The following is an 18,767-nucleotide window of genomic DNA, read 5'->3' as shown; positions in this document are numbered from 1 at the left end:
TTTTTATGTGTCATTAGAATAATTAAGCGCCTTATAGTCCTAACTTTTAAACTTGCTTCAATAAAACGATCAAGATCACTGTCCGGTACGGCTTGTGTATTGTGGCTTTCAACGTCTGTGCGTAAGCTTTTGATACGACCGCCGTCCTAAGCGTATAAGCAGATTCTGCTGCTCCGGCTGTTTCATCCATTGCTCTTTATTTTTGTGTTACGAACGGTCGTTTCGGCATTGCACGATGATACCGCTCGGAATGTGGACAATTCTGACCGCACTTTTGGTTTTGCTGATGTACAGAGCATCGACAAAGGAGGCTAAATACGTGTCAATACGTAAATCTGCCGGGTTGATCTCAATATCCTCATCAGTTTTAGGATAAACGAAAGTGCCGCTAAAAGAGGTATGACGACGGTTGTTGGAATCAAACGGGCCTTCCGTATTAAGTGGTGTATGCCGTTTTCGGTTCTTAACCAGCCGAAAGCATATTCATCGGACATTCGAATTGTGGCGGATTTAATACCGGAGACATCGCCGTCAGGTTTTAAAGCCTTTACTTTCCGCTCTATGTAAATACACGTTTAACAGCATTTCCGTCCAATCTTGGGCTTCTGTGCTGTCTGAACCCGCTTGCAGATCTACATTTTATCGGATTGATTTCAAATATAATCGTTGCCTAAACTTACTATGAGCAGTGAATTATATGCTATTTTCAGGGAATTGGGTAGATTCAAGGCGTTGAGGTTATTTTCGTTATCTTTGTTGTCTGCAAAGGGGTTACCAAGGATCTAGCGATTATCTACCGTGTGCAGAAAAACATGTACCGATGACCCGTTTATGCAAACGCACTGCCGAACGGTTACTCGCCCCCCAAAACAGCACCGTAATGCTCCCGACTTGAAGTAGATATGCAATTATGAATTTACGCAAACAATTTGAAAACAACAGGATGTGTGATCGAACTTTATTTCTTTCTCCATAAAAGCGATGGTCGAAGCCTTAAAATGTTATTCGGAAGTCAATGCATTGATTGGCAGCGAAGACATTATTTATCACAACTATTATCCATTGAATTTTTAGTAGCAATTAAAGAGCACCTAGAAAATCCGACCCGATTGTTATTGGAAATTTGGTTGCATAAGTAAGCTCAGTTTAAATACGATGAGCTTTATAGATCAAACGAAAAACCGCACGTTTTATATGCGGTTTTTTTATGGATAGTTAGATTGTCGCCGCTTTCATTGATTGAACAAATTCAGCCAGTTCAGATAAACATTTTGTATGATTATCCAAATTTCGTTCAATAATTTTTACGGTTGCAGAACCTGAAATTGCGCCCGCTGCTCCAAGTTTTAAGGCTTCTTTTACTTGTGCAGGTTGTGCGATGCCGAATCCTTGCAAGATAGGGGGGGCATTATGCGCTTTCAGTTGTTCAATAAGCGTATCTAAATTTGTCGAATGCGCTTGATTTTCGGCACTTGTTACACCTGCACGAGAAACTAAATATGTGTAACCTTCGCTATTTTTTGCCACACCTTGAACTGTTTTCTCATCTGCATTCGGAGGGCAAATAAACACCGGCCGAATGCCATATTTTTTGGCGGCTTGAACGTAATCCTTTTTTGCTAGCAGGGGAATATCCGCCACAAGTACGGCATCTACGCCCACCTCAGCACAACGTTGATAAAACTTATCAAGACCTTTTGCGAAAATAAGATTAGCACAGAGAAGAAGACTAATCGGAATCTCCGGATATTTTGACCGCACTTTTTCGATCAATTTAAAGCTATCTTCCGTGCTATGACCTGCATTCAATGCACGATTGTTTGCTGCCTGAATAACCGGCCCGTCTAAAAGCGGATCAGAAAATGGAAAACCGAGTTCTAAGGCATCCGCACCATTTTCAACTAAAGTGCAAATAATTTCAAAAGAGCGGTCGAATGTTGGGTCACATAATGTGACAAAAGGAACGAATGCTCCTTCATTTTTTGCTTGGAGCGAAGTAAATTTAGTTTCAAAACGGCTCATCATTTCATTCCTTTTTCAGTTAAAATCTTATCTACGGTGAAAATATCTTTATCACCGCGACCGGATAAATTCACAACAAGAATTTGTTCTTTATTGGGTTCTTGATGAATCATTTTTAATGCCTGAGCAAGCGCATGAGCGCTTTCAAGAGCCGGAATAATTCCTTCGTGTTTCGCAAGTTCTTGGAACGCATTTAGGGCTTCATCATCAGTGATAGAAGGATATTCGGCACGTCCAATGCTTTGTAAATAAGCGTGCTGAGGGCCAACGGAAGGGAAGTCCAAACCCGCAGAAACAGAATAAGATTCTTCCACCTGACCATCCGGCGTTTGCATAAGTGGTGATTTCATTCCGAAATAGATACCGACTTTAGCGTGACCTAGCGGTGCGCCGTGCTCACCCGTTTCAATGCCTTTACCTGCAGGCTCTACGCCGATTAAACGTACGCTGGATTCATCAATAAAATCGGTGAACATACCGATTGCATTTGAACCTCCACCAACAGCGGCAATCACCGCATCCGGCAATCGGCCTTCACATTCCAAAATCTGGCGTTTGGTTTCTTCACCAATCATTTTTTGAAATTCACGAACAATGGTTGGGAACGGGTGAGGACCTGCTGCCGTACCGAGTAAATAGTGGGTGGTTTCATAGTTAGCAGACCAATCACGCATTGCTTCACAACAAGCGTCTTTCAGCGAACAAGAACCTTTTTGCACCGGAATGACTTCTGCGCCCATTAAACGCATACGGAATACATTTGGTGATTGACGTTCCACATCTTTTGCCCCCATATAAACATGGCAAGGCATATCCAGCATCGCACAGGCAAGAGCAGTTGCTACACCGTGCTGCCCCGCGCCTGTTTCTGCGATAATACGGGTTTTTCCCATACGTTTCGCCAGTAAGATTTGCCCAAGCACTTGATTGGTTTTATGGGCACCGCCGTGCAATAGATCTTCACGTTTAAGATAAATTTTTGCTTTCGTGCCTTTGGTCAGATTACGGCAAAGAGTAAGTGCGGTTGGTCTGCCCGCATAATTTTTTAACAAATCCTGAAATTCCTGTTGAAATTGCGGATCGGCTTGCGCCTCCACAAAGGCTTTTTCTAGTTGTTGTAATACCGGTATTAGAATTTCCGGCACATACATACCGCCAAATTCACCGAAATACGGATTTAGAATGGGCTCTGACATTGTGTTTCCTTGTTATTTTTAATTTGAGTTTTTCGTTACTTTTAATGGATTGAAAGTTTGTGCGGTCGGCATCACTTCAATACGATTGATGTTTACGTGTTCCGGTTGTTGGTTGAGCCATAACACAATATTGGCAATATCTTGTGGCGTAACGTATGACACATTTTCATAAAGTTTTTCGGCCCGTTCATCATCGCCTTTAAAACGGACATTTGAAAATTCCGTACCGCCGCAAAGTCCCGGTTCAATATTGGAAACACGAATATTTTTACCGGCGAGATCTGCCCGTAAGTTTAAACTGAATTGTTTAACAAAGGCTTTCGTTCCGCCATATACATTTCCCCCCGGATAAGGGTAAGTACCTGCAATTGAACCTAAGTTAATGATATGTCCCGTGTTACGTTCCACCATCTGAGGCAATACAAAGCGGGTTATATTAATTAAACCTTTAATATTCGTATCAACCATTTTCTCCCAATCATCAAGATTTGCTTGGTCTGCGGTTTCCAAACCCAGCGCAAGCCCTGCATTGTTCACCAGTAAATCAATTTTTTGCCATTCCTTTGGTAGCGATTGGATCGCTTGTTGTGTTGCGATACGATCAGAAACATCAAAGGCGAGAGGAAGAAATTGTTCGCCCAGTTCGGTGTGAAGAAGGGCTAAACGTTCCGTACGGCGTCCTGTGCCAATAACACGATAGTCTGCATCTATTAATGTGCGGCAAATTGCCGTTCCAAAGCCGGCTGTGGCACCGGTTACTAACGCTATTCTAGACATATTGTCTCCTTATGAATGTGAAGTGCGGTCAAATTTCATCAGATTTTCATTCGCACATGTTGGATTGATTAAGCACTAGCCGTTGGTTTATAAAATTTTCTCAAAAACCGACCGCACTTTGGTTTCATCTTTGATACCCGGTGAGGTTTCTACACCGGAATTAAGATCTAAGCCTAAGCAATTTTGCTGCATTGCTTGTTCACTATTTTCCGGTGAAATGCCACCAGCCAATAGAATTTTGTGTTTCAAATTTTCAGGAATTAAAGACCAATCAAAGGTTTTGCCCGTGCCACCTTGTTGATTTGCAGTTTGACTGTCAAAAATATAACGCGCAACATTTGGATCATCGACAATATTGACCGCACTTTTTTCTTCCGAATTCACTGAAACCGCTTTCCAAATTTGGGTAAATTCGGGCAATTTTGTACGAAGAGCTGTGATAAATTCAGCGCTTTCATCACCATGTAATTGCACCGCATAGAGTTGTAGTTGTTGGGCTATTTTTACAATAAACTCCATTTCTTGATTTTGAAAAACACCGACAAAACGAAGTGGAGCAGCAGTAACTAATTCCTGTGCTTGACGTAAGCTCACACAGCGTTTTGAATGTTCGGCGAAGATTAATCCCCCATAAAGCGCACCATTTTCGTAGGCGTTTTTAACATCTTGTGTTCGTGTTAAACCGCATACTTTGTTTTCGCCGAATATGATGGCGCGAACCGCGTTATTGAGATCTTTGTTTCCCATTAGGCTACTACCGATTAAAAAACCGTGTGCCACATTTTGTAATTGACGAATCTGATGATGATTATAGATACCCGATTCGCTAATAATACGAATGTCTGCAGGAATACGATCCGCATATTTTTCAGTGAGTTTTACTATGCAGTTCAAATCTACACTGAGATCGTGCAAATTGCGATTATTTACACCGATAATTTTTGCACCAAGCGCAAGTGCTCGTTCAAATTCCTTTTCATTTGCAGTTTCTGTTAGTACGCCCATCCCTAGAGAATGCGCAAGATCTGCCAACATTTGGTAAGTATTATCGTTTACGACGGAAAGCATTAAGAGAATAGCATCTGCCTGATAATAACGGGCAAGATAAACCTGATATTCGCTGATCATAAAATCTTTGCACAACACAGGTTGTTGCACGATATTGCGTACCTGTGGCAGAAATTCAAAACTGCCCTGAAAATATTTTTCATCGGTAAGGACGGAAACCGCAGAGGCGTAGTGTTTATATACGTTGGCGATTTCGGTTAAATTGAATTCGGAACGAATTAAGCCTTTTGATGGTGACGCTTTTTTACATTCCAAAATATAAGCGGGCTTTTTATATGAACCTTTAGCAAGGGCATCATAAAAAGAGCGGTCGGATTTCGAGATGTTTTGCTGAAATTCACTTAACGGAAATTCCGCTTCTTTCGTTTTTACCCACATGGCTTTGTCGAGTACGATTTTTTGTAGCACCGTGGCGGAATCTATGGGTTTTGAGAAATCTTGAATAATCATTATGTTGCCTTTTAATTGTGGGGAATGCTTTAATTTACAAATCCATATACTGTATGATTAATACTGCACTAATTTTTGCAATGTCTCAAATGCTTTACCACTCGCCAAAGTTTCCAATACATTTTGGGTATTTTGTTTGAGATCTTCTTGTCCGAATAGTTTTAATAATAATGCAGTATTGGCTGCAACGGCATTGGCGTGTTCCGTTTTGCCTTTACCTTGCAAGAGTGCGGTCAGTATTTTGGCATTTTCTTGTGGCTCACCGCCGCGTAGGCTTGCTAATGATTGTGTTTTTAAGCCGAAATCTTCCGGTGTTAGGGTGAAGTAATCAACTCTTCCGTTTTTCACTTCCGCCACTTGAGTCTCACCATGCAACGCAACTTCATCTAATCCCGAACCATAGACGACAAAAGTATGTTCGTGACCAAGGGCTAGGGCTGTATCCGCATAGGTTTTCACCAATTCGGGTGCATAAACACCTAATAAGCTATAATTTGGACGTGCCGGATTAATTAATGGACCGAGGATATTAAAGATCGTGCGTGTTTTCAATGCGGTTCGAACCGGTGCAACGTGACGAAAGCCGGAATGATATTGCTGTGCAAACAAAAAACATACGCCGATTTCATCTAAAGCTTGGCGGGCGGTTTCCGATGACATATTTACATTGACGCCTAAAGCACTCAACACATCACTTGCACCGGATTGGCTGGAAACGCTACGATTGCCGTGTTTGGCAACTTTTACGTCCATTGCTGCCGCAGTGATACAACTTGCGGTGGAAATATTGATGGTATTTTGTCCGTCTCCACCTGTGCCGACAATATCCGCAAAAGGATAGGTTGGGCGTGGAAATATTTTGGCATTTTGTAATGAAGCTGCTACGGCTCCGCTAATTTCATCAATGGTTGCATCGCGTACTTTTAAGGCGATAAGCATCGCTGCGATTTGCTCATTCGAGAGTTTTCCTTGAATGACGGCATTAAAAAGTGCGGTACTTTCTTCAGTTGAAAGTTGATTTCCGGTATAAAGCTGTTCTAATAATTGGTCGTGTTGCATAGTTCGTTCCTTATTTTATTATTTTTGGACGTCGCTTTCTCTGCTAAACATAAATATCGTAGTCTAGATCCCGTGCTTCATCACCGGTCATTCCTCGGAATCCCCAACAGTGCGCAGGTTGCTCTTTGATAGTAATTTCCACATCATGGGCACGAATACCCAGTTTGTATTCCAATTCGCTAAATAACATTTTTATTAAACGTTTTTTGGTGCCTTCCATACGGCCTGCCATTAAGTTGATTTCAATGACGGTGTAATCGTCGCTACGGTCAAAAGGATAGTAAAAATCTTCTTTTTCTAAACCTAAAAAGCGAATAGCGTGTTTGCCTTTTGGAATGTCTAAACCTAAGTAAAGGCTGTTATAAATAACTTCTGCCAACATTTCTCGACGTGAGGTAAGTTTAGATTTAAGTCCGAATACAGTGATCATTTTGTTTTCCTTAATGTATGGGCGAATTCGGTTCGCCGTTGATGTTTAAATTTCAATTTTATCTATTCAACAACCATTCAATGGATTGCTGTAGTAGTTGTGAACCTTGAACGGTTAAAATACTTTCCGGATGGAATTGGTATGCACAGATTGGTAAATCGCGGTGGCGAATTGCCATAATGATACCGTTATATTCTGCATTGACGATAAATTCTTCCGGTAAATCCTGTCCCATTAGAGAATGATAACGTGCGACCGGCATTGGATTTGCCAAATTTTTAAACATTGCTTTACCATCGTGAGTGATTTTGGAAACCTTTCCGTGTAACACTTCACCGGCATGCACAACTTTTCCGCCAAAGGCTTGAATTAAGGCTTGGTGCCCTAAACAAATGCCGATAATTGGCACATGATCTTTCAAACGTTCAATTAACGGCAATAAAATCCCTGCTTCAGCCGGTGAGCCGGGGCCGGGAGAAAGCGCAAGAATCGTTTCCGGTGTATTCAATGCGGCTTCCACAACTACTTTCAAATCGCAATCATTGCGATAAATTTTGACTTGATGTCCCAACACTCGGAATTGATCCGCTAAATTGTAAGTGAAGGAATCGAAATTATCTAAAAAAAGAATATTTGCCATCATACATTCCTTATTTTGCTTGTGTGTTGGTTTGTCGAATCGCTTTAAGCACAGCTGCGGCTTTATGACGGGTTTCATCCGCTTCCATTTGCGGATCGGAATCTAATACTTCGCCACAGCCGGCTTGCACATAGGCTATGCCGTTTTGAACAAAAGCGGAACGAATAACGATACAGGTATCAAAACCTCCGTCAGAAGTGAGATAACCCACCGCACCGCCGTAACTATGGCGTTTTTTTTGTTCAAATTGATAAATCAGTTGCATTGCTTTGATTTTAGGCGCACCGGTAAGCGTTCCCATATTCATACAGGCTTGATAAGCGTGTAGCGCATCTAATTCTAGGCGAAGTTTACCCGTTACACGTGAAACCAAGTGCATAATGTGAGAATAACGATCAACTTGCATTAATTCTGCGACTTTACGTGTGCCGCTTTGGCAAACACGAGCGATATCATTCCGAGCCAAATCGACCAACATTAAATGTTCTGCTTGCTCTTTATGATCAAGACGAAGTTCAAGCTCTAATCGGGCATCTAATTCCGGATCGATATTGCCGTGGGCGTCAAATCCGCGTGGACGTGAACCGGCAATTGGGTAAATTTCTAACTGACGATTTTCAGGCGTATATTTGAGTGCACTTTCCGGCGATGCCCCAAACAAAATAAAGTCTTCATCATTCATATAGAACATATACGGACTAGGATTATTTTGTTTAAGTCGTGCATAACCGGCAAGGGCGTTCGGACAAGCAATCGAAAAACGGCGAGAGGGGACGATCTGGAAAACATCTCCGATATTAATATGGTGTTTTAATGCTTTCACAATGTTGATGAATTCGGGATCTTCAAAGTTTGTTTTAATTTCATCATCAGCAGGTTTAATCGAAAGCACATTATCAATATTTTTTAATTTTTGTGCGATAGAAAGTGCCGTCTTTGATACGTTTACTTGCTCTTCTTGTGAGAAACAGAAACTTTTCAATGTGGCTTGCTGGTTTTGATGATCAATCGTAATAAGGTGTTCTGCAAGATAGAAACTGTAATCGGGGCAATGAATTTCGTCATCTTTAAGCACAATGCCATTCATCGGAATAAAATTAGCAACTAAATCATAAGCAAACAAGCCACCTAGGAAAACAGGCGTATTACTGTGCCGATAAAGATTGGAAATTACACGTAGCCCATCAAAAATGGTGGGGAATTGCAATTTGCTATCTTCATCAAGTTGATTATTTGGTGGTGCGAAATTCACCGAAAATTCATCGTCAAAACTGACCGCACTTACTTTGCCAAGTGCGGTTAAAATCGGATAAATTTCTTCCAGCACTTGTTTACCATTTGCATTTAATGCTTTAAATGTGACGTTGTGACTTAAACAAGTAATTTTCACCGCCGCATTAATCAATATAAGGCTTTGTAAACTATTTTTGCTGCCGATTTCAGCGGAGTCAAGCAGAAGGGTATTCGAATGGCGGCATAACGTGTTAAAAATAGCAGTGGTATCTGCGTGATAAGGTACGGGTTGAGTAGTAACGGCAATAAAAGCATTGTGTTGCATAATGAAATCCTTTGTAAGAACTTTTGCACTATTAAACTAGTACAATGCAAATAAGTCAAGAAAAGATTTTACAAATATTTTATTGAATTTTTTGAGCTTGTTTTTTTAAACCGAATAAAATCGGTTCACTCACCTCATTTGGTAGGTGAGAGATTACAATATGATCAATTTTCGGTAAACAAGTCAAAATTTCTTGAAGAATATCTTCAACGACAGTTTTAGCCAAACCTGCCAATTTAGCAGTAGCAAAAATATGACGAAGTTGAATTTTATCCCACAAGTAATGTTTATTTTCACCATACCAAGCCATTGCCATTTTGACTTTTTGCTTGGCTAATCCTTTCGTTTCAATCAAAGGGTAAGCGGATATGACATCATAAAATGGTGTCAAACGATAATGTCCTTTGGGCTCTAAAAAAATACTGAAATTTTTTGCATGTCCATCAATAGCACAAAGCAACCAAAAGACAATTTGTGCTTTAAAGAATTGTTTTCTATCTTCATTCGGATTTGCTGAACCACTTAATAATCGCATAATTTGTAAAATACCGGGACCGCCATCACTTTCATACTTTCTGGCTGGGGCTATATTTAATGCTTGGCACATGTCTTCTTGTGGCAATCGAATAAGCCATTTTCTATCTTCAGACCAGCGGCGATCAAAACGTTCGACAATTAACGTTTTAATTTCCCCAAAATGCTCAATAGCGGAAAAAGGGACTTTTAATCCGAGAACTTGCATAATTCTTAGGCAAAGCCATTCATTTTCACAACTGTTGGAAAGATCGAGTTGATTTTGAGCCACCATTCCTATCGGTAATTTAAAGATATGACTGGTTGGAGTGGTGTGCAAAGGACGCATCCATTGCCCATCACGATTAAGTAACGCTGTTTTTTCTTGTGCTCCGGCAATGGATATACGGAAATCCTCTTGGAGTTCCATTCCAAGTGGAAAAGTGCGGTAATTTTTTAGTGTGTTTTCAATATCAAATTTAGACAATGGTTCAGCATACACTGTTTTTACAAAATGCGTGTTGTACTGATAAAGTTGTATTGCGCCTACACAGTCTTGCCCGATTGCGGAAAGCAAATCAAAGGGTGTTTTCGTATTGGTTTGAAAACGTTGCTGAATACGAGAGCGAATATGTTCGTTATCAGGTAATAAATTATCAAAAAAATTATATACTTCATCACCACGATAAATTTTTGATGAAAGTGGCAATGAAAGCGAAATAGGCCGGGATCGGATAGACGAAAGCCATTTTTCGGCATATTGAAATTCAGTAGCTCCATTTTTTAAACGTCGCCACTGACCGACTAAAATACCGTTCATTGCAACATTAAGTATTGAATTATCCATCACCAAATTTCTCCGTCATCATCACTGTTATAAGTTGCATTTGGTTCTTCAATAAAATTATGACCACCTAGGGAGGAATGTTTTAGTAATGTAGGACGAGGTTGAACAACTAATTCTAATTCTAATGCTGCCAGAATTTTGAATAACGTTTCAATTTTTGTACTTTCCGGTGAGTTTTCAAAGTTTGACACTGTCGCTTGCTTGATTCCGACCTGCTTGGCAATGTCTGTCTGAGATATATTATCTTTATAACGAAATTCACGAATAACGTGAGAAAGCATTTTTGGGCTTGTAATGATCATATTTTATCCCTCATGAAGTATATTCTACATTCTATACCTCTTGAGGGATAAATCAAGAAATATCCCTTTAGTGGGATAGTGTAATATTTATACCTTGAATGGGATAAAAAGAAAACCACCTTAAAGATGGCTTTCGGAGAAGAAAAATTAAAGTGCGGTCAAAATATCGTTAATTTTTACTTTTGCGGAATGTAACGCTTTTTCTGTAGATTCTGCACCTAATCCAATGCCTTGCGCATACACAAATTTTATATCGGTAATGCCTACAAAGCCTAAAATCGCCTTCATATATTGCGTGACGAGATTTTCCTCATCATATAATCCGCCAAATGCACATAATACGATGGCTTTTTTGTTTTTCAGTAAACCTTCAGGACCGTTTGCCATATATTGAAAAGTGACACGAGGGCGAGCAATAAAATCAAAATAGCTTTTTAATTGGGTTGGAATGTTTAGGTTATACATTGGCGCGCCAATGACAATCGTATCGGCATTTTTTAATTCAGAGACCAATTCATCGGAAATTGCAAGAAGTTGTTTTTCTTCTTTTGTTTGGGGCTCGCCACGAACGGCGACTGCAGCCGTTGCATCAAAGTGGGGAAGTGGGTTTTGAGCTAAATCACGAACGATGATTTTGTTGCCTTGCAATTGTTCAACGACATAATCAACCAATTTATTACTTTGTGAATTTTCTGCCAAAATGCTTGATTTTAAAACTAATACATTACTCATAATTTTCCTTTCTTAAAACGATATAAAAGTGCGTGCATTCTATCGTTTATTTTTACAGGATAAAGTAGAGAAAGAGAAAAACATTATTTCCTTTTAAGAAAAGGTTGACTTTGTTTTCCATTTAACAAGCACCTAATAAAGTGATAAAATCCGCGACCGCACTTTTGCCCATTCAATGGTAGGAATGAAACCAAGTGCGGTTATTTTTTACAGAATTTTTAAAACGAACATGTCACCTTTCGTATGGGTGACCACTGTATAAGGAAACATTATGCCAATTATTACTTTACCTGACGGTTCTCAACGTCAATTTGATCGTCCTGTTTCGGTGCTTGAAGTAGCACAAGATATTGGTGCGGGACTTGCTAAAGCCACTATTGCCGGTCGTGTAAACGGTGAGCGTCGCGATGCTTGCGATATCATTGATCAAGATGCAAACCTTGAAATTATTACCGCAAAAGACGAGGACGGTTTAGAAATCATTCGCCATTCTTGCGCTCATTTACTTGGTCATGCAATAAAACAGTTATTCCCGAATGTGAAAATGGCAATCGGTCCAACGATTGAAAACGGCTTTTACTATGATGTTGATTTAGATCGTTCCTTAACTCAAGAAGATTTAGATGCGATAGAAAAACGTATGTTGGAATTGGCAAAAACCAACTATGATGTCGTGAAAAAACGAGTCAGCTGGCAAGAAGCGCGTGATACTTTTGAAAAACGTGGTGAGCCGTACAAAATGGCGATTTTAGATGAAAATATTGAGCGTACAGCCACGCCTGCGTTATATCATCACGAAGAATATATTGATATGTGTCGTGGCCCTCACGTACCGAATATGCGTTTCTGCCACCACTTTAAATTACAAAAAGTGGCTGGCGCGTACTGGCGTGGAGACAGCAAAAATAAAATGTTACAACGTATCTATGGTACGGCTTGGGCGGATAAAAAACAATTAAGCGAATATTTGACACGCTTAGAAGAAGCGGCAAAACGGGATCATCGCCGTATCGGTAAAGCGTTAGATTTATACCATATGCAAGAAGAAGCACCGGGTATGGTGTTTTGGCACAATGACGGTTGGACGATTTTCCGTGAGCTTGAAACCTTTGTACGTACTAAATTAAAAGAGTACGATTACCAAGAAGTGAAAGGTCCGTTTATGATGGACAGAGTGCTTTGGGAACGTACCGGCCACTGGCAAAATTATGCGGATTTAATGTTCACCACCCAATCGGAAAATCGTGAATATGCGATCAAGCCGATGAACTGTCCGGGACACGTTCAAATCTTCAATCAAGGTTTAAAATCATACCGTGATTTGCCGATCCGTATGGCTGAATTCGGTTCTTGCCACCGCAATGAGCCATCAGGTTCATTACACGGCTTAATGCGTGTACGTGGCTTTACTCAAGATGATGCACATATTTTCTGTACGGAAGATCAAATTGAAAGTGAAGTGACCAGCTGTATAAAAATGGTTTATGACATTTACAGCACTTTTGGTTTCACCGATATTTATGTGAAACTTTCAACCCGCCCTGAAAACCGTATTGGTGAAGATGCGATGTGGGATCGTGCAGAAGCCGGCTTGGCCGCAGCATTAGCTCATAACGGGCTTGAATATGAAATTCAAGAAGGTGAGGGGGCGTTTTATGGACCCAAAATCGAGTTTGCATTGCGTGATAGTTTAGGTCGGGAATGGCAATGCGGTACGGTTCAATTAGATTTTGCATTACCGGAACGGCTAGATGCAACTTACGTGGCAGAGGATAACGCTCGTAAAACCCCAGTGATGATTCACCGTGCGATTTTAGGATCAATTGAGCGTTTCATTGGTATTATTACCGAAGAATATGCCGGTTTCTTCCCAGCGTGGTTGGCACCGACCCAAGCGGTAGTGATGAACATCACCGATAGTCAAGCCGATTACGTACAACAAGTCGTGAAAACCTTATCTAATGCCGGTTTACGTGTGAAAGCGGATCTTCGCAATGAAAAAGTTGGCTTCAAGATTCGTGAGCATACGTTACGTCGTGTTCCGTATATGCTTGTTTGTGGTGATAAAGAAATCGCTGAGGGCAAAGTGGCAATACGTACCCGTAAGGGCACGGATTTAGGCACATTCACAGTGGAAGAATTTGCGGAAATATTGAAAAAACAAGTGAGAAATCGCGAATTAAAATTGTTGAATGAAGAATAAAAATACGTTCAAAAATGACCGCACTTTGTGTGCGATAAAATAAAAACTCACAAGATATAAGGACTGTTTTCCATATGACATCGGATTCAGTCCTTTTTATCTATTTTGCTTTGCAGTTTTTATAAACAATTTCACTAGCAGGGGTTTGTATCATCATTGGTAATTTTTTGTAATTTTTTAATGTTAAAGCATCGCCGGAAGCCATTAAGCTGAAATTATTTTCATCACCAAAAACTGTTCCGGTGTTATCGCTACGATATAAATTTATTGGCATAAAACGTAGCTTTCCATTTACGTTTGCTTGAGCAAAGGTCGGTAAGTTTTGCTGGTTAAAACCGTAAGTTACCGTTACTTTTTGTTTTCCTTGGCAAATATATTGCACCTTACGTTCCTTTTTAGTTTGTTCGTGCATTGTTTGAGCATCTTCTTGTGTAAACTTAGCATAAGCTTGAGATGTAAAGAAAACAGTGGCGGTAAGCATTGAAGAAAGAAGAAGTTTGCTGGTTTTCATAAAGAAATCTCCTGTTGGACTATTAAAAATTTACAGCATCATAACATAAAGTTTAGTGAGGTGTGAGAAGGAATAAGAGGAAAACTATGATAAAATCTTAAGTGAAAAAAGGAGGTAAAGTTTTTTAGAAAAAGTATTGGTTTCTTAACTTTTCCTTAAGATTTATATCGTTTAATACTTCTCAAAGGCAACGATGCTTTGAAAACACTTAATCTAACACTAATATCATTTAAGAGGGAAATTTTATGAAAAAATTAACATTAGCAGCCATTTTAGCTATCTCAACTTCAACTGCATTTGCCGGTTTCAACGGTAATACTAGTAGTGCAAAAGGCGGATTTCAACAGGGTGCGACATCGCCGATTAGTGTAAAACAAGCGTTATCTGCAAAAGACAATAGCATTGTGACATTAGTGGGTAATATTACTCAACAAATTGATGATGACGAATATCTTTTTAATGATGGCACGGCACGTATTAAAATTGAAATTAAAAACCGTGTATGGAACGGTTTAAATGTTGGACCGGAAGATAAAATTCGTATCACCGGTAAACTTGATAATGAAGCGTTTGAAAAAGCAGAAGTTGAAGTATTTAGCGTAGAAAAAGCGAATTAATGATTCCAAAATGGTGAGCAGATTAATTTTGCTCACCATTTTGTTTTAAAAGAGCGGTCAAATTTATGCGAATTTTACTCATTGAAGACGATATGTTAATCGGGAACGGTTTGCAAATAGGGTTATCTAAATCAGGGTTTTCGGTGGATTGGTTTAAGGATGGAAAAACCGGATTGAAAGCACTGGATTCCGCACCTTACGATGCGGTAGTGCTTGATCTTACTTTACCTCAAATGGATGGTTTGACCGTGTTACAACAATGGCGTGCGAATAATCAAACCATACCGGTGCTTATTTTGACAGCGAGAGGGACTTTAGATGAGCGGGTAGAAGGATTGCAAAACGGAGCCGATGATTATTTGTGTAAGCCTTTTGCTTTGGCTGAAGTCGTGGCGCGCCTACAAGCGTTGATTAGACGCAGCCACGGCCATTCATCTGCTATTATTGAACATTCGGGTGTTCAGTTAGATCCCAATCAACGTGTTGTTAAACTTTATTCCGAGGTCGTTTCGTTAACAAGCCGAGAGTATAAACTGTTAGAACTGTTTATGTTGAACAAAACTCGCGTCCTTTCCCGTTTAACCATTGAAGAAAAGTTATCCACTTGGGAGGAAGAAATCAGCACAACGGCACTGGATGTTCATATTTATAATTTACGTAAAAAATTGGGTAAACATTTTATCCGTACTGTTCACGGTGTGGGTTATGCTCTAGGGCAAGATTGTGATAAATAAAAGCCTTAAATTTCGTTTAATAAGCGGACTGTTTTTAACCGCATTTATCGTTTGGATAATTGCGACCGTTGTCGCTTGGATAGAAGTTCGCAAAGAAGCAAACGACGTTTTTGATGCGCAGCAGATATTGTTTGCCGAACGCCTTGCGATGTCAGATTTACGTAATATTTTATTAGATAACACTGAATTTCATCGTGGTGGTTTTAAACCATTAAAACGTCATTATGATGATGACGCCCTCGCTTTTGCGATATTCTCAAACACAGGAAAACGCCTTTTAACGGATGGGGGTAACGGCGATAATTTTATCTTTGATAATAAAGTTGGTTTTAGTTCCGGTTATATGGCAAATGATAATGATGAATGGCGAATTTATTGGCTTCCCGTTGCAAATGGTGAATTACGCATTGCCGTGGGACAAGAAGTTGAATTTCGTGAAGAACTCGTTAATGAAATGGTGTTAGGACAAACGATGATTTGGTTTGCCAGCTTGCCTGTTTTATTAATTGTTGTTTTTTTCTTGATTCAAAAAACCTTGAAACCGATTAATCATTTAAGTCGTGAAGTATTGAAGCGTAAAGCAGATGATTTCTCTTTACTGGACACATCTAACGTACCAACGGAAATTTTACCATTGGTGGAAAATTTGAATCAATTTTTTGACCGCACTTCAACAATGTTACAAAGAGAGCGTCGTTTTACCTCGGATGCCGCGCATGAATTACGTAGCCCCTTAGCCGCATTACGTATTCAAACCGAAATTGCACAACTTGCCGATGATGATAAAGTAATGCGTGATCAGGCGCTTTCTCACCTTACGCAAGGCATTGATCGTGCAAGCCAGTTAATTGAGCAACTTTTAATTTTGTCCCGACTGGATAATGTAGAAGCTCTTATTGATTTACAACCTATAAAATGGGAGGAAATGATTTCCTCTTTAATTAGTGATCTTTATTTTAATGCACAAAAACGCAACATTGAGCTATCATTTGAAAAACGGGGTATTCCTCAAAACCATTGTGGACAACCTATTCTTATTGCTCAAATGTTAAGAAATTTAATCGATAACGGCATAAAATATTGTCATAAAGGGGCGACAATAAAAATTATTTTATCTAAATATTCCGTTATTGTTGAAGATAACGGCGATGGTGTTGCCACAGAATCACTGGCGCAATTGGGACAACGCTTTTATCGCCCCGCAGGGCAAAACGAAAAGGGAAGTGGTTTGGGGCTATCTATCGTATTTAGAATTGCAGAATTACATCACTATAAAGTGCGGTTAGAAAATGTGATAGATTCCGAGAATATTATCGGATTTAGGGCTACAGTCTTGTTGTAACAAAGGCGTATTTAAAATACGCCTTTTTGAAATTACAGTATATTAGCTTCAAGTTCTAATGCACCCGGTTCTATTTTAATGCCTTTGGCAAATTTCTTGATTAAAACATCTCTCACATTGGTATCATCAAGCGTGTAAACGGGCACATTGGAAAGCAATGCAGCGATACTTTGGCTTAAAAACGGCATTGCAATCTGTAATTGTTCCATGTATTCGTTTGGCTCGCCGGACCAGCGTAAAATACGTAAGTCGCGCAAATAAACTTCTCCTTTTTCCGGATCGTAATAAGGAATTGTGTCAAAAGTAAGATTTAATTTGGTTGAAAATTGTTTGCTTCCGAGTTTAAATAAGCCCTCGGCAATACCGTTTATTTCAACCCGTTTTTCTGTTGTTCGTCCAATTTTCGTACTAAGCTCTTTTAATTGATAGTCTAATGAGAATAACCCCGGAAAACTCAATTTATCCTGAATCCTTCCTTTTTCAGCTAAGTATTGATTAATTTGGTTCTCACTAATGTTAAAAGGTGAGGCTTGGGCGGTAGAAAAAACAGAAAATCCTAATAATAGGGTAAAAAATAACGTATTTCGCTTTTTCATAAAATTCCTATAAGTTGAAAGATGAAAATAAACCCGTAGAATATGCGGTTTTATGAAACCTATACCGGAGTGATATGGCGACGGATTCTAACATAAAACCTGAGTTTTGCACTTATGTTGATCGTATTTTAGAACAGCAAAAAGGAAAACGGGTTTACAAATTTAGCTATGAAGGAAAAGATTATTGGCTTAAACAACCGGAAAAACTTTCAGGTATTTGGCGGCTTCTAAAACCTAAGCCTAAAAAATCTTTTGCAAATGAGTTACAGATTCTGTTGGATTTAACCCAACAAAATGCACCGATTCCCAATGTAGTTTATCATGGTAATAATTTTTTTGTGATGGAAGATGCCGGAAGAAGTATTTCCCAATGGGTTGATGATAAAACCTGTGATGAAGAGAAAAAACTCACTGTTCTTATTGATGCGAGTCAAGCGTTGATTAAGTTACATCACAAAGGTTTAGTACATGGGCGTCCTGCGATAAGAGATATTATTTGGAACGAAGGAAAGGTTATTTTTCTGGATTTTGAATCGCGTTCTAAAAGCCAAAATAAAGATTGGTTAATCACTCGCGATATACTATTTTTCTTTGATAGCTTATGTCGTGAAGACACGGTTTCTGATGCATTAATAAAAAAGACGGTGAATTATTATCAAGCGAATTGTAATCCTAGAAATTGGAAGGTGATGATGAATTATCTGAGGTATTTTCGTTGGCTTTATTATATACTGTTGCCATTTAAACCTGTGGCAAAAAAAGATTTAATTGGAATATATCGCTTATTTGAATTATTACCTTACAAGGAAAAATAATGAAAAAAATACTCTTTGTTTTCGCTATATCTGCATTATTGGGCGCGTGTTCCGTAAGTGGCGGAATAGGTGCCGGTGGTGGCAGTAATGGTGTAGGTGTTGGTTTAGGAATTGGAACCGGGTTTGGTTTTTAAACGAAAAGTGCGGTCAAAAATTTGTGTTTTTTTTAGATTTTTAAGAAAATGCTTGATCTTTTGACTTAAATCACTATAATGCACGCCATATTTCGGACGCGGGGTGGAGCAGCTTGGTAGCTCGTCGGGCTCATAACCCGAAGGCCGTCGGTTCAAATCCGGCCCCCGCAACCAATAACAAGTTCAGTAAAAAGAACCCCAAAATTGGGGTTTTTTTGTAC

At 39.5% G+C, this 18,767-nt stretch carries 19 protein-coding genes, 1 tRNA gene and 1 pseudogene; 7 read left to right on the top strand and 14 right to left on the bottom strand.

The window, feature by feature from the left end; genetic code table 11:
- Nucleotides 1-44 precede the first annotated feature (44 nt).
- The 12 genes and pseudogenes from HEMROJRC1_RS00630 to HEMROJRC1_RS00575 form a co-directional block, all read right to left on the bottom strand.
- Nucleotides 45-636 (bottom strand): annotated as a pseudogene (locus HEMROJRC1_RS00630) (PCRF domain-containing protein); the annotation flags it as partial.
- Nucleotides 637-1,215: 579 nt separating this feature from the next.
- On the bottom strand, nucleotides 1,216-2,022 hold the full coding sequence (gene trpA, locus HEMROJRC1_RS00625; RefSeq protein WP_226692890.1) for a tryptophan synthase subunit alpha: 807 nt from the start codon (nucleotides 2,020-2,022) through the stop codon (nucleotides 1,216-1,218).
- Nucleotides 2,022-3,218: a tryptophan synthase subunit beta gene (gene trpB, locus HEMROJRC1_RS00620; RefSeq protein ID WP_226691152.1), complete on the bottom strand. Its 1,197-nt coding sequence runs from the start codon at nucleotides 3,216-3,218 to the stop codon at nucleotides 2,022-2,024. The genes trpA and trpB overlap by 1 nt, the downstream gene beginning before the upstream one ends.
- An 18-nt stretch (nucleotides 3,219-3,236) precedes the next feature.
- Nucleotides 3,237-3,995: an SDR family oxidoreductase gene (locus HEMROJRC1_RS00615; protein ID WP_226691151.1), complete on the bottom strand. Its 759-nt coding sequence runs from the start codon at nucleotides 3,993-3,995 to the stop codon at nucleotides 3,237-3,239.
- 87 nt (nucleotides 3,996-4,082) lie between these two features.
- Nucleotides 4,083-5,513: a bifunctional indole-3-glycerol-phosphate synthase TrpC/phosphoribosylanthranilate isomerase TrpF gene (gene trpCF, locus HEMROJRC1_RS00610; protein WP_226691150.1), complete on the bottom strand. Its 1,431-nt coding sequence runs from the start codon at nucleotides 5,511-5,513 to the stop codon at nucleotides 4,083-4,085.
- Nucleotides 5,514-5,570: 57 nt separating this feature from the next.
- Complete coding sequence (gene trpD, locus HEMROJRC1_RS00605; RefSeq protein ID WP_226691149.1) at nucleotides 5,571-6,572, bottom strand: anthranilate phosphoribosyltransferase; 1,002 nt, start codon at nucleotides 6,570-6,572, stop codon at nucleotides 5,571-5,573.
- Nucleotides 6,573-6,615: 43 nt separating this feature from the next.
- The gene (locus tag HEMROJRC1_RS00600; protein WP_226691148.1) at nucleotides 6,616-7,002 is read right to left on the bottom strand and encodes a tautomerase family protein; all 387 of its coding nucleotides are present in this window, start codon (nucleotides 7,000-7,002) and stop codon (nucleotides 6,616-6,618) included.
- Between the two features lie 58 nt (nucleotides 7,003-7,060).
- Complete coding sequence (locus HEMROJRC1_RS00595) at nucleotides 7,061-7,642, bottom strand: aminodeoxychorismate/anthranilate synthase component II (protein ID WP_226691147.1); 582 nt, start codon at nucleotides 7,640-7,642, stop codon at nucleotides 7,061-7,063.
- A gap of 10 nt (nucleotides 7,643-7,652) precedes the next feature.
- A complete protein-coding gene (gene trpE, locus HEMROJRC1_RS00590; RefSeq protein ID WP_226691146.1) occupies nucleotides 7,653-9,200 on the bottom strand; it encodes an anthranilate synthase component I in 1,548 nt (515 codons plus the stop codon).
- Between the two features lie 79 nt (nucleotides 9,201-9,279).
- The gene (locus HEMROJRC1_RS00585; protein WP_226691145.1) at nucleotides 9,280-10,560 is read right to left on the bottom strand and encodes a type II toxin-antitoxin system HipA family toxin; all 1,281 of its coding nucleotides are present in this window, start codon (nucleotides 10,558-10,560) and stop codon (nucleotides 9,280-9,282) included.
- Entirely contained in the window at nucleotides 10,560-10,862 is a 303-nt protein-coding gene (locus HEMROJRC1_RS00580; RefSeq protein ID WP_226691144.1) for a helix-turn-helix domain-containing protein, read from the bottom strand. The genes HEMROJRC1_RS00585 and HEMROJRC1_RS00580 overlap by 1 nt, the downstream gene beginning before the upstream one ends.
- A 147-nt stretch (nucleotides 10,863-11,009) precedes the next feature.
- The gene (locus tag HEMROJRC1_RS00575; protein WP_226691143.1) at nucleotides 11,010-11,594 is read right to left on the bottom strand and encodes an FMN-dependent NADH-azoreductase; all 585 of its coding nucleotides are present in this window, start codon (nucleotides 11,592-11,594) and stop codon (nucleotides 11,010-11,012) included.
- Between the two features lie 271 nt (nucleotides 11,595-11,865).
- Between HEMROJRC1_RS00575 and thrS the strand changes: the two genes are divergently transcribed.
- The gene (gene thrS, locus HEMROJRC1_RS00570; RefSeq protein ID WP_226691142.1) at nucleotides 11,866-13,797 is read left to right on the top strand and encodes a threonine--tRNA ligase; all 1,932 of its coding nucleotides are present in this window, start codon (nucleotides 11,866-11,868) and stop codon (nucleotides 13,795-13,797) included.
- 100 nt (nucleotides 13,798-13,897) lie between these two features.
- Here the strand turns inward: thrS and HEMROJRC1_RS00565 are convergent, their stop codons facing one another.
- A complete protein-coding gene (locus HEMROJRC1_RS00565; RefSeq protein WP_226691141.1) occupies nucleotides 13,898-14,308 on the bottom strand; it encodes an adhesin in 411 nt (136 codons plus the stop codon).
- A 245-nt stretch (nucleotides 14,309-14,553) separates the two neighbouring features.
- Here HEMROJRC1_RS00565 and HEMROJRC1_RS00560 point away from each other — a divergent pair, with 245 nt between their 5' ends.
- The 3 genes from HEMROJRC1_RS00560 to qseC all read left to right on the top strand — a co-directional run bounded on the left by HEMROJRC1_RS00560 (nucleotide 14,554) and on the right by qseC (nucleotide 17,001).
- Nucleotides 14,554-14,925: a YgiW/YdeI family stress tolerance OB fold protein gene (locus HEMROJRC1_RS00560; protein ID WP_226691140.1), complete on the top strand. Its 372-nt coding sequence runs from the start codon at nucleotides 14,554-14,556 to the stop codon at nucleotides 14,923-14,925.
- 65 nt (nucleotides 14,926-14,990) lie between these two features.
- A complete protein-coding gene (locus HEMROJRC1_RS00555; RefSeq protein WP_226691139.1) occupies nucleotides 14,991-15,659 on the top strand; it encodes a response regulator in 669 nt (222 codons plus the stop codon).
- Entirely contained in the window at nucleotides 15,649-17,001 is a 1,353-nt protein-coding gene (qseC, locus tag HEMROJRC1_RS00550) for a quorum sensing histidine kinase QseC (protein WP_226691138.1), read from the top strand. Before HEMROJRC1_RS00555 ends, qseC begins: the two co-directional genes overlap by 11 nt.
- 32 nt (nucleotides 17,002-17,033) lie before the next feature.
- Here the strand turns inward: qseC and HEMROJRC1_RS00545 are convergent, their stop codons facing one another.
- Nucleotides 17,034-17,597, bottom strand: coding sequence for a DUF1439 domain-containing protein (locus tag HEMROJRC1_RS00545; RefSeq protein WP_226691137.1), 564 nt, complete (start codon nucleotides 17,595-17,597; stop codon nucleotides 17,034-17,036).
- 74 nt (nucleotides 17,598-17,671) lie between these two features.
- On the opposite strand from HEMROJRC1_RS00545, the gene HEMROJRC1_RS00540 reads away from it, so the two are divergent.
- The 3 genes from HEMROJRC1_RS00540 (at nucleotide 17,672) to HEMROJRC1_RS00535 (ending at nucleotide 18,720) form a co-directional block, all read left to right on the top strand.
- On the top strand, nucleotides 17,672-18,412 hold the full coding sequence (locus HEMROJRC1_RS00540; RefSeq protein ID WP_226691136.1) for an RIO1 family regulatory kinase/ATPase: 741 nt from the start codon (nucleotides 17,672-17,674) through the stop codon (nucleotides 18,410-18,412).
- Nucleotides 18,412-18,546 (top strand): hypothetical protein, encoded by a 135-nt coding sequence (locus tag HEMROJRC1_RS10865; protein ID WP_255618213.1) that lies wholly within the window; start codon nucleotides 18,412-18,414, stop codon nucleotides 18,544-18,546. Before HEMROJRC1_RS00540 ends, HEMROJRC1_RS10865 begins: the two co-directional genes overlap by 1 nt.
- 97 nt (nucleotides 18,547-18,643) lie before the next feature.
- Nucleotides 18,644-18,720 (top strand) — tRNA-Met (locus HEMROJRC1_RS00535).
- Nucleotides 18,721-18,767: the final 47 nt, after the last annotated feature.

This window comes from Rodentibacter sp. JRC1 (genome assembly GCF_020521555.1).
Lineage (GTDB): Bacteria > Pseudomonadota > Gammaproteobacteria > Enterobacterales > Pasteurellaceae > Rodentibacter > Rodentibacter abscessus.
Note: the sequence above shows the minus strand (reverse complement) of the source record. Positions and strands in the feature narration are given on the sequence as shown.

Coding starts and splice junctions, on each gene's coding strand:
- trpA (WP_226692890.1), bottom strand. CDS start 2,022: ATGAGCCGTTTTGAAACTAAATTTACTTCGCTCCAAGCAAAAAATGAA.
- trpB (WP_226691152.1), bottom strand. CDS start 3,218: ATGTCAGAGCCCATTCTAAATCCGTATTTCGGTGAATTTGGCGGTATG.
- HEMROJRC1_RS00615 (WP_226691151.1), bottom strand. CDS start 3,995: ATGTCTAGAATAGCGTTAGTAACCGGTGCCACAGCCGGCTTTGGAACG.
- trpCF (WP_226691150.1), bottom strand. CDS start 5,513: ATGATTATTCAAGATTTCTCAAAACCCATAGATTCCGCCACGGTGCTA.
- trpD (WP_226691149.1), bottom strand. CDS start 6,572: ATGCAACACGACCAATTATTAGAACAGCTTTATACCGGAAATCAACTT.
- HEMROJRC1_RS00600 (WP_226691148.1), bottom strand. CDS start 7,002: ATGATCACTGTATTCGGACTTAAATCTAAACTTACCTCACGTCGAGAA.
- HEMROJRC1_RS00595 (WP_226691147.1), bottom strand. CDS start 7,642: ATGGCAAATATTCTTTTTTTAGATAATTTCGATTCCTTCACTTACAAT.
- trpE (WP_226691146.1), bottom strand. CDS start 9,200: ATGCAACACAATGCTTTTATTGCCGTTACTACTCAACCCGTACCTTAT.
- HEMROJRC1_RS00585 (WP_226691145.1), bottom strand. CDS start 10,560: ATGGATAATTCAATACTTAATGTTGCAATGAACGGTATTTTAGTCGGT.
- HEMROJRC1_RS00580 (WP_226691144.1), bottom strand. CDS start 10,862: ATGATCATTACAAGCCCAAAAATGCTTTCTCACGTTATTCGTGAATTT.
- HEMROJRC1_RS00575 (WP_226691143.1), bottom strand. CDS start 11,594: ATGAGTAATGTATTAGTTTTAAAATCAAGCATTTTGGCAGAAAATTCA.
- thrS (WP_226691142.1), top strand. CDS start 11,866: ATGCCAATTATTACTTTACCTGACGGTTCTCAACGTCAATTTGATCGT.
- HEMROJRC1_RS00565 (WP_226691141.1), bottom strand. CDS start 14,308: ATGAAAACCAGCAAACTTCTTCTTTCTTCAATGCTTACCGCCACTGTT.
- HEMROJRC1_RS00560 (WP_226691140.1), top strand. CDS start 14,554: ATGAAAAAATTAACATTAGCAGCCATTTTAGCTATCTCAACTTCAACT.
- HEMROJRC1_RS00555 (WP_226691139.1), top strand. CDS start 14,991: ATGCGAATTTTACTCATTGAAGACGATATGTTAATCGGGAACGGTTTG.
- HEMROJRC1_RS00545 (WP_226691137.1), bottom strand. CDS start 17,597: ATGAAAAAGCGAAATACGTTATTTTTTACCCTATTATTAGGATTTTCT.
- HEMROJRC1_RS00540 (WP_226691136.1), top strand. CDS start 17,672: ATGGCGACGGATTCTAACATAAAACCTGAGTTTTGCACTTATGTTGAT.
- HEMROJRC1_RS10865 (WP_255618213.1), top strand. CDS start 18,412: ATGAAAAAAATACTCTTTGTTTTCGCTATATCTGCATTATTGGGCGCG.